The organism is Flammeovirga sp. AWQ4_249 (assembly GCF_056161045.1).
Genome location: NZ_JBSWYJ010000079.1, coordinates 1 through 9,134, shown reverse-complemented (window position 1 = coordinate 9,134; position 9,134 = coordinate 1). Strand labels below are relative to the sequence as shown.

Sequence of the window (9,134 nt, the reverse complement as noted above, 5' to 3'; positions counted from 1 at the left end):
ATCTAATCAAAAGCTAGATAAACTTTTGAAGAGAGATAACTTCTGGAAAAAATATGCTCAAGTAAAATTTAATGATCGTCAGATAAAAGTAGTCAATAAAATGTTTGAAGATGATTTTGAAGGAGGTATGAATAATCGGAAATGGAGCAGAATGACTAAATGTTCTTTTCAGACAGCAACAAGAGATATTGATTATTTATTAGAATTAAACATTTTGGTGAAATCATCTGAAGAGGAAAGGAATAAAAATTTTATGTGACTATTTGAAGACAGGTTTAAAGTAAATGATGATAAAAACATAATTGAAAGTGCGATTTTTATAGAAACTGCACTTTCAACAGTGCATTTTTCTTTATTAAGTTGATTTTTGCTAACATTATAAAAATTTAGCTAAAAGATAAGTACTGTGTACGTGATTGATAATTAGGTGTATATCTGTGATTTTTGTGATGATAAATTATATTTTATTTAGAAAAATATACATCATTATATAGTTAATATATTAGCTAATTATGTATAGTGTAAATAAAACTCCAAATTCTGTTTTACAAGAGATTTCTAATAAGATAAGAGCAATCCGTAAAGCCTATAAATATTCCCAAGAAGAATTAGCAAAGCGTTCAGGTGTTTCTTTAGGAAGCCTGAAGCGTTTTGAAAGTACGGGCAAAATTTCATTAGAATCATTGCTTCGGTTAATGCATGTTTTTGGAAGATTGGAGGAATTAGATAATATCTTATTACCGCAAAAAGATATGTCTGAAATTGAGAAACTATTTAGTGATGAATTGTAATGGGAAATATTTAAAAAATAAGAGTGAACTTGAATTTTAGTTCTTCTCAAAAATACCAAGTAGGTGAAATTATCAAAAACAATCAATCCTATTATTTTAAGTACCATTCTTCATTCCTGTCTAAAAAATTAGAGTTGTCTCCATTTAAGTTACCCTTAAAAAAGATGTGTATGACATGTCATCCTTTCCATTTGAAGGGATTGCTGGGGTATTTAATGATTCTTTACCAGATGGTTGGGGATGGTTACTTTTAGATAGAAAATTGACAACAGAAGGAATAGATATGCATACTATTACACCCTTGGAAAGATTGGCTTATGTAGGAGAGAGTGGTGCAGGAGCATTAACATATGAACCTGAATTTGGAAAATGGATTGTTGAATAATATTGCCAATTTGATACTACTTGATTTATTATTAGATTAGTTGATAATTCAATGAATAAGTATGGGGAATCAAATACCATCACACCAACATAATTTCTATTCAGAAATAAAAGAAATCTTAGCTTCTGCAAAAACTAAAGTGAACTCAGTAGTTAATTCTGCTATGGTAGAAGCCTATTGGTCCATTGGGAAACGTATTGTAGAAGAAGAACAAAAAGGAGAAGCAAAAGCAAAGTATGGAAGTTTCTTGATAAAAGAATTATCGAAACAACTAACTGAAGATTTTGGTAAGGGGTTTTCAATGAGAAATCTAAAATATTTTAGACAATTCTATCTACTTTTTCCTGATTTTCAAATTGGGCACACACTGTATGCCCAATTGAGTTGGAGCCATTACAAATTATTATTTAGAGTTAATGATATTGATGCTAGAAAGTATTATCAGAAAGAATCAATTGAAAATCAATGGTCAGTTCGAACATTAGATAGAAACATATCTACCCAATATTATCAACGACTATTACAATCTCCATCAAAGGAGTTAGTTAAGTCGGAGATGAAAGAAAAAACAAAAGACTTAAACTTTAGCCCTAAAAATTTCATTAAAAACCCTTCCGTATTAGAGTTTTTAAATCTACCAACAAACTTTGCTTATACTGAACAGGAGTTAGAAAAAGCATTGATCGATGATATTCAAAAATTCCTTTTGGAACTTGGGAAAGGTTTTGCTTTTGTAGAACGTCAACAATTGGTAAGGACAGAAACTTCTGATTTTTATATTGATCTTGTGTTCTATAATTATATTCTGAAGTGTTTTGTATTGATTAAAATCAAAACGGAGAAGTTGTCTCATCAAGCAATTGGTCAACTAGATATGTATGTTCGTATGTATGATGATTTAAAAAGAAATGAAGGAGATAACCCAACAATAGGAATTCTTTTATGTGCTGATACTGATCAGACGATTGCTAAATATTCAGTATTAAATGATAATCAGCAATTATTCGCCTCGAAGTATTTGACTTATTTACCTACAGAAGAAGAATTAAAAGCGGAGATTGAGAGGCAAAGGGAGATTTTTGAAGAGAGAATGAAATAGAAATAACTTAAGCAACAAACATGTACCACTTCCAAGATATATCAGAAATCATAGGCTCGCTCAATGAGGGAAAAAGGCTTATTGATGAGATTTTTAAGAATAGGAAAAGATACGATTATGAATATGAGCAAGCATTGGAATTGTTGGGAGAAGGAGGGGAAGTTAAAATTCAGCGATTGATTGATAAAGGTATCATCAAAGAAAATGGACAATTCCTTGAAATAGAAGATCAGTTTCTTTCCTTTTTTGAAGAATTGATGCAGGTGAATGAAACCATCAATATTTCCTCTTTTAATGAGCATATCAAAATCATAAAGGAGAATATTGATTACTTCAGCAAGGAAAATGCACAAAATAGAAAACAATGGTATTTCAAGCTAGTCAAAAAGGATTTAAGTAGAATTGGTAAAATCTGTTCCAGAAATGTTGACGATTTGATCCGAAATATTGATACAACTTTTAAGACGGAAGAAAACTATAAGATCAAATTAAAGAAGCTTGAAAACTTTAAGGGAAAAACGGAAGAAATTCAGAACTTAATCACTCAATCACGACATTTGATTGATAAAGAAGAAGTGTCCTTTTTTGTACTTTCTGCCGATGAAGAGTTACAAACGATAGTTGTGGAGTTGAAGAAAGAATTTAATTCTGCCAATCATAATTTGGTTGAAATTCAAAGACAATTACTTCAGTATATCAATCAAGTGAGACATAATTCCCAAGTGGTGGAAAAAGTCAAGAAGCTGAAGTTATTGATGGATCAGGTGGAATTGGAGGCTCGAACCAATATCAAGGAAGTGCTAAATGAAAGGAAGGAGGTACTTTTTGAGAAAAGGAAAACGTATCCATTGAAGTTGGATTTGGATATTCTGGAAGAGGATGAAGTGTATCAGTTGATTAAAGAGATCAATCAAAATCAAAAAAATAAAGAACGACGAAAAACCCTATCTGCGGGAGCTATAGATGCCAATCTTTTAAATCAACAAACTGAAAGTGTATTCTTTATCAATCATGAGGAAGTAAAACGTAGCTTTTTGGCTCAAGGAAATGATCTTTTTAATTTTGTATTTCATTATGATTTTCCTTTTGAGGTATCTTATATTGAATTGGTAGGATGCTATTATAAGATCATTAATTACTACAGTAATGAGATTGAGATTACTGATGATAAAATAAGATACGGAGACCGATATTTTGCGAAAGTGTACCCTAAAAGAAAGAAATATGCCTAGAGAAAATTATAACAAACAAATTTTTGAAATACTGAGTAAAGGACATTTTATCTCCTCTAACTCTATCAACTCGACACAAAAAAAGTTATATCAGTATTTAGAGAAAGAGAAGGAAGCAACACAAGATTATTTTGATCAGATCGGTTTTTATTTAGTAGAGGGGAAGGACTGTTTTTATTTTAGTAGGGAAGAGGAAAGGAGTACACTCAAAAGTAAGTTGGAAAGGTCGATGCGATGGATCAGTATTCTTGATTTTTTCAAGTCTTATGATGAATCTTTTGGGGTGGGTACTCAAATTACACCTTCAGAAATTTCATCTATTATTGGAGTAAATCAGAACCTGAAAAATAAACTCAATTTGCTTAAAAGGATTACTAAAAAAGAGAAATACGATGAGAGTGTAAATGAACTTTTCGAGATTTTAAAGAAGGAAGGTTTTGTGGAGGTCATTGATGACCTTTCTATGACTTATAAAGTATTGAATTCTTTTTCTTACCTCGAGGAATTGATTTTGAGCATCGATATTGAAGAACCAACAACAAACGAAAACTAAACATGAGAACTCTCAATAAAGTCATATTAATCCATTGTGCGAATATTCCCTATGCAGAAATAGAATTGGACAGCAATTGTCACTTTGGAGGTACACAAGGTGTGGGTAAAAGTACAATTCTTCGAACGCTTTTATTCTTCTATAATGCAGACCCTAGAAAGTTAGGGATTAAAAAAGAGCAAACCCGTTTTGTAGATTGGTATTTAAAAAATGATAATTCTTATATCATCTATGAAGTAGCTACGGAGAAGGGGAGTTTTTGTGTGGTGTTGTTTCGTTCTCAGTCTAAAGTACAATTTCGATTTTTTGATAGCGGTTTTGAAAAACGATTTTTTATGACTGAAAATGGGGAAGTTTTTAATCATTGGAATCAGATCAGAGGGATATTAGATAAAGAAGGGATTGGGCTTTCAAAGGTAATCGATAATTATACAACTTATCGTGATATCATTTATGGCACTCAACAGAATCAAAGAGAATTTAAAAAGTATAACTTATTAGAGACGAAGCAATACGGTACTATTTATAAAACGATTCAGAGTGTTTACCTCAATGCGGATGTTTCTGCAGATGATATTCAGAAAATTATTATTGATTCTCTGGACAGTGAAGAAAAGTACATTGATCTGAATACTTATAGTCATCACTTGTCTGATTTTGAAGAACAGTTGAATGATATTGATGAATATAAAAAAGATAAAAATCTAAAAACATTAGAGCAGTCTTTTGGGATTTTATTAGAATTAGATGATGTCGACAGTCAGTTGTATTCTTTGTACAGTCAATTGTACAGCAGAGAAAAGTGGTTGAATGATCAATTACCCTCTTTGAAAGATAATGCAGATCTACTTTCTCAAAATGAAGTGAAGTTAAACGATAAAATAGTTCATGAGAAGTCGTTGCATGCAAAAAGAAAAGAGGTTATTGCTTCAAAAATTAGTGTATTAAGGGATAATCTAAAAAAGACGAGAGAAAAGAAGAAGTATTATCAATCTCAAAATATTCAAGAAGTAGAACGTAGGGTAAAAGAGCGCCCTAGTATTGAAATCAAACTTAAAAACCTCGAAACTGAAGAGTCTTCTCTTACCAGTAAGTTTCAGGATATAGAAGTAAAGTACAAATCTCTAAAAGCACAAAAAGAAGCAGAGCAATCCACATTTATTCATCAGAAAGAAGCTTTAATAGGGGAGTTAAAAGATCAATTAATCGATCAAGAGAGAGGGTTAAATCAAGAATATGATCAATTATTTGATCAGTTAGACAAAACGAATGCTGATAAAAGAGTCGTTTTACAGGAGCATTTTTCTACCCTTCAAAACAATAAATTAGAGAAGAAAATTGAGCTCAATGAATGTAAAAATAAGCAATTTAATCAATCAGAAATTGAGGGGATAAAAGATCATATTCAAAAAGGAATAGCAGAAACTAATGCATTAGGTCAAGAGGTGCTGAAGTCTGAACAAGAAATAGAAGGACACCGTAAGAGTTGGACACATGCATCAGAAATCTATCAAAAAGAGATTGAAAACGAGAGAGTAAATTTAAATCAACGTTTTGAGAAACTGACTCAGACGAAAAAGGATTTAGAAGGGAAAATCGAAAAATACAATCATACCCTTTTGGCTTGGCTGGCGAATAATAAAAAAGATTGGTCTGAAAATATTGGTAAAGTCATTGATCAAGATTTGCTATATCATGATGAATTCGACCCTCAATTATTGGATCATTTAGCAACTTCATTGTATGGAGTGGGTATTAATTTGAAGACAATTGAAAGGAGACCTTTTTCATTGTCGTTGTTGGAGGAACAGTTGAAAGATACATTAGGTGAGATTGAAAAGGTGAGGAGGGAGTCAAGCAAATTAGATCAGGGTTTAATCAAGAAAGAACAAAGCCTAAAGAAAAAATATCAACCTCAAATCAATAAGTTGAAATCTTTTATTGAGGTATCTAATAATACAATTAAAAAGAATACAAAAGAGAAAGAACGCCAAGAAGTCTTGTTAGAGGAATGGATTGAAAAAGGGCAGAAAGAAAGAGATTTACAATTGGCTCAACTCAATGAGGAATTGAATTTAATTCAATTGGATTTGGGAGAGTTAAAACAGCAATTAAGTTCATTTGAGGAAGGAGTAAAGCAACAGAAAGAAGTCAAACGCAAAGAAAAAACAAGACGTTTGAATCAGTTTAAAAAGGATTTTCAAGAGAAACAAAATAGAATTCAATCATCAATTGAAGACTATAAGCAAGAGATTCAAAAAGCGATTGATGAACTGAATGAACAGAAAAATGAAGAGCTTTCTGGAAAAGGAGTGGATAAAAGGCATCTTGAGAAATTAACTGATCAAATTAAAAAATATACAACTGAGTTACGATATATTCAAGAGCATCAACAATTGGTTTTTGAATATGATAAAGACAAAAGGGAGTACATTGATAAGCAGAAAACATTTGAAAACGAAATGCTTCATGAGGAGGAGAAGCTAAATAATTTGGTGGCTGAATTTTCTAATTCTTTGAATATTTTAGAAGAGAAGTATAAAGAAATAAAACAACAGTTATCTGATATCAATCAATCTATTTTAACTTACGAGAAGGAACTCAAGGTTTATGAAGAACAGAAAGATGATGATAAACTAATTGCACTGGAAGAATATGCAACGTCTGTGACTTCTCTGGAGGGAGATTTAAACTTTGATGAACTACATCGAAAAGTGTATCAGACTTTTGATGCGTTAGAGGAAAAGAAAAATATACTTTACTTAAAATTGAAAAACTACTTAGGGAAGTTTACGGTCAACTCAGTACTTAAATTCCCTTCTACAGAGGAGTTAGAAAGCAAAGGTGTGAGAGAAGTTGGAAAGAGACTAAAAGAGTTTGTGCATGAAAATAAAATTACAGAAATAGAGAAGATATTCAATGAGCGATTTGCCAATATCATCAATATTTTTGGCACAGAAACGCAAGACCTTATCAAGAAAACAGCAGAAATAGATCAAGTAGTTAAAAAGATCAACAAAGACTTTAAACTCAAGAACTTTGTGAGTGCGGTGACCAATATTGAATTGAAATTGGAAGAAAGTAGAAATCCAATTATTAGTGTATTGAAGAAGATTAAGGAGTTTCAGGAAGAGAATAATAGTTCATTGGGGATTGCAAATTTATTTACGCAAAACAAAGATTTGAATAAGATCAATAGAAATGCCGTCAAGCTATTAAAGTACCTGAAAGATGAAATTGGAAAATCAAAAACGGGGAAATTATTACTTTCAGATACGATTCATATTTTATTTAAAATAGAAGAAAACGGTAATGATACAGGTTGGATAGAGAAACTAAAAAATGTAGGTTCTGAAGGAACGGATATTTTGGTCAAAGCCATGCTGAATATTATGTTATTGAATGTCTTCAAAGAGGGAGCATCAAGGAAGTTCAAAGATTTTCAATTACATATTATTATGGATGAAATAGGGAAACTTCATTCTACAAATGTCAAAGGATTGTTGAGGTTTGCCAATGAACGAAATATTATTGTTTTGAACGGCTCACCAGAAACGAACAATCAATTGGATTATGGGCATATCTATCATTTAGATAAAGTGGCAGGACATAAAACGATGGTGAGGCAGATTATATCTAAAGCATAATGAAGTTATCAGAAAGTAAGGCAAAGAAATTATTACAACTGAGTAATGGAGAAGAACTTTCAGGAAGTCAACTGAAAGGAGAAATCTTTGAACAAATGTTGGAAGATGGTATTTTGCAGATCAAACTTCAAGGAAGATCAAGACGAAAGATAGTTTGTAATGATCCGTCACAATTGAAATTTTATTTAAAAAACCAATGGGGTATTAATGATCTTTCTGCTTACATAGATAATTTCAAGGTTGGAGAAAATAGAGCTGATAATATCAAAGTTTCTTCTGATTCAAAATCAAAAAAAGTAAGAACCTTTAAAGGCTTTTTGGTCAACTGTTATGAACTGATTTCAGCAGTTTTAAATGAAAAAGAATTGGATCTTCAACCCGCTTTAGGAAGCTTTATTTTTATCAGTGATTTCGAAAACTTTATAGTAGACAAAGAGGTAACCATAGTAGGTGTTGAAAATGCCGAAAACTTTAAAATGATCGAACAGCAGAAGTACCTTTTTGAAGACATGAAGGTTTTATTTGTGAGTCATTATCCTCAATCCCAGTCCAAAGATTTGATACAATGGTTACAATCTATTTCTAATTCATATCTCCATTTTGGTGATTTCGATTTTGAAGGAATCAATATTTTTCAGAATGAATATCAAAAATATTTAGGAGAAAGGGCATCCTTTTTTATTCCCTCAAATATTGAAGAACTAGTTTCAACATATGGAAATAGAAATTTGTATAACCGTCAATTAGGTAAAAGAAAATTAATACAAGAAGATGACAATATTCAGTATTTAATTAAAATCCTTCATCACAATAAAAAATGTTTGGAACAAGAAATTTTAATCCAATATGAACTTTGATAGTATATTTTCAATAACTCCACCTCAAATTATTGAGAGAGGGGAAGAGTATTATGATTCTGGTCAAGTAATAGAAGTATTAGACGATGGAAAAGGAAATTTTATTGGTAAAGTAGCGGGGAGTGATAATCAAGAATATGAAATAGTAGTAAATGTTGACTCAAAAGGAGAAATAGATACTTATTGTGACTGTCCTTATAATTATGAAACGCCTTGTAAACATATTATTGCTACCTTATTAGAAATCCAGTTTTCAGATCAAGAATATATAGTTTTTGAATCAAATAGTAAGATGAATTATGAAGATATTATTAATTCTATTTCAGCGAGAGAATTAAGACAGTTTGTATTAGACTATGCAGACTCCGATGATAAATTAAGAAGAGAATTAGAGGAGAAATTTAAAAGATGAATATTTTATATTCCCAAAAAATGTGAATATAGGTTTTGTTTTATATTTTATATTTCCATATTTTGATAATATGGAAGAGTTGTATAAATATAATCACGAAGATTGGCCTAATTTTGTTTTTGATGAAAGTAAGGTTTTTCATCAATTAGCCTTAGTAA

The 9,134-nt window shown here is 31.0% G+C and carries 8 protein-coding genes and 1 pseudogene; all 9 read left to right on the top strand.

What is annotated here, in order from left to right:
- A pseudogene (locus tag ACXAHM_RS25660) lies at positions 1-259 on the top strand (DUF4172 domain-containing protein); the annotation flags it as partial.
- Between the two features lie 253 nt (positions 260-512).
- On the top strand, positions 513-791 hold the full coding sequence (locus ACXAHM_RS25655; RefSeq protein ID WP_474966937.1) for a helix-turn-helix domain-containing protein: 279 nt from the start codon (positions 513-515) through the stop codon (positions 789-791).
- 175 nt (positions 792-966) lie between these two features.
- Positions 967-1,176: a HipA N-terminal domain-containing protein gene (locus ACXAHM_RS25650; RefSeq protein ID WP_474966936.1), complete on the top strand. Its 210-nt coding sequence runs from the start codon at positions 967-969 to the stop codon at positions 1,174-1,176.
- A 61-nt stretch (positions 1,177-1,237) separates the two neighbouring features.
- Positions 1,238-2,275: a PDDEXK nuclease domain-containing protein gene (locus tag ACXAHM_RS25645; RefSeq protein ID WP_474966935.1), complete on the top strand. Its 1,038-nt coding sequence runs from the start codon at positions 1,238-1,240 to the stop codon at positions 2,273-2,275.
- 20 nt (positions 2,276-2,295) lie between these two features.
- Positions 2,296-3,507: a hypothetical protein gene (locus ACXAHM_RS25640; protein WP_474966934.1), complete on the top strand. Its 1,212-nt coding sequence runs from the start codon at positions 2,296-2,298 to the stop codon at positions 3,505-3,507.
- Positions 3,500-4,060, top strand: coding sequence for a condensin complex protein MksE (locus ACXAHM_RS25635; RefSeq protein WP_474966933.1), 561 nt, complete (start codon positions 3,500-3,502; stop codon positions 4,058-4,060). The genes ACXAHM_RS25640 and ACXAHM_RS25635 overlap by 8 nt, the downstream gene beginning before the upstream one ends.
- A 2-nt stretch (positions 4,061-4,062) precedes the next feature.
- Positions 4,063-7,707 carry an ATP-binding protein gene (locus tag ACXAHM_RS25630; RefSeq protein ID WP_474966932.1) on the top strand — a complete coding sequence of 1,215 codons (3,645 nt, stop codon included), beginning with the start codon at positions 4,063-4,065 and terminating at the stop codon, positions 7,705-7,707.
- Entirely contained in the window at positions 7,707-8,564 is an 858-nt protein-coding gene (locus tag ACXAHM_RS25625) for a DUF7281 domain-containing protein (RefSeq protein WP_474966930.1), read from the top strand. Before ACXAHM_RS25630 ends, ACXAHM_RS25625 begins: the two co-directional genes overlap by 1 nt.
- Positions 8,554-8,976 carry an SWIM zinc finger family protein gene (locus ACXAHM_RS25620; protein WP_474966928.1) on the top strand — a complete coding sequence of 141 codons (423 nt, stop codon included), beginning with the start codon at positions 8,554-8,556 and terminating at the stop codon, positions 8,974-8,976. Before ACXAHM_RS25625 ends, ACXAHM_RS25620 begins: the two co-directional genes overlap by 11 nt.
- Positions 8,977-9,134: the final 158 nt, after the last annotated feature.